Source organism: Ensifer sp. ENS07 (assembly GCF_014852185.1).
In the GTDB taxonomy this organism is placed as follows: domain Bacteria; phylum Pseudomonadota; class Alphaproteobacteria; order Rhizobiales; family Rhizobiaceae; genus Ensifer; species Ensifer adhaerens.
The window spans coordinates 1-972 of sequence record NZ_JACVBE010000057.1; the positions used below are offsets into that span (position 1 = coordinate 1).

At 58.7% G+C, this 972-nt stretch carries 2 protein-coding genes; both read right to left on the reverse strand.

Going from position 1 to position 972, the window contains the following annotated elements:
• Nucleotides 1-104: 104 nt before the first annotated feature.
• Nucleotides 105-374, reverse strand: coding sequence for a hypothetical protein (locus IB277_RS38545; protein ID WP_013850832.1), 270 nt, complete (start codon nt 372-374; stop codon nt 105-107).
• A gap of 22 nt (nt 375-396) precedes the next feature.
• Nucleotides 397-846 (reverse strand): helix-turn-helix domain-containing protein, encoded by a 450-nt coding sequence (locus IB277_RS38550; protein WP_089046322.1) that lies wholly within the window; start codon nt 844-846, stop codon nt 397-399.
• Between the last annotated feature and the right edge of the window lie 126 nt (nt 847-972).

Below are 972 nucleotides of genomic sequence, written 5' to 3' on the forward strand. Positions count from 1 at the left end.
GCTTCGTGCTCTCGGTGTTCTCAAACACCTGACGAAGGGAGGACTGGCGGACGTAGAGAAACGCATCGCGCCGCAGGTGATCGGCGCTAATCTTCATGGCATTATCAGTAGACATGGCTTCCTCCTGTCTCTGCTGCCAGCACCATATTGGCGAGCATGTGCACGAGCTGGCGATCGTGCGCGACCAGTGAAGTTGTCTTGAGCCGAGGCGTCGACTGCTGTCGCGCTATCGCGGATTGATGTGGTGCGATCAGTACTGCCAGGCCGCGCCACAGTCCGTGGAAGACGATGGCGCCCATGCGCCTCGCGCAAGCCGTACCGCAAATAACATCGGCGCGGAGCGCTTCGTAAACATCCTTGCCGTTCTCCGACATGGCGATTGCGTGCGTCGGCTCTTCATCGTTTTTTTTTACGCGCCACCGCGCGTTCGATGCTGCGAGGATGGACGCTGATGCCCAGTCTCGCATGCACTAGGTCCGCCAGAGAACGGGCCTGCAGTTGGCCGTTCACATCGAGATGCTCCTCGACGAGACGCATCACCTCGCCAGTAAGCTTGTGGGCTGACTTCGGCCCGCGGGTGCGCGGCAAGAGGCCGGACATGCCATCGCGCTCGAACGCGGCCTCCGCTTGATAGTAGGTCTGCCGAGACAGCCCGAAAAGCGCGGCCGCATCCGCTTTGTTGGTGCCGTCTTCGCGGGCGTGCCGAAGCATCTCATACTTCACTTGCACGAGATCGAGTGGATCAAAGAAACCTGCTTCCCGGAACCAGGGGGCGCGGACGCCCTCGGGCTTGGGGTTCAGAGCGCCCATCTGGCGCAGGCGATCGGGCTTGCTTTCTTTAGTCATGGGAGCCTCCCTGTGTAATGCAAATTATGCCGCACTTTGCTCACACGTCAATCAAATTATATCTCAAATACCGCAGAAACCCATGTAACATCGAGCCTTACCTATTGCTTGGACGATCAATGACAT

Excerpts from the sequence above, each read along its gene's own strand:
- IB277_RS38545 (WP_013850832.1), bottom strand. The coding sequence starts at position 374 with ATGTCGGAGAACGGCAAGGATGTTTACGAAGCGCTCCGCGCCGATGTT.
- IB277_RS38550 (WP_089046322.1), bottom strand. The coding sequence starts at position 846 with ATGACTAAAGAAAGCAAGCCCGATCGCCTGCGCCAGATGGGCGCTCTG.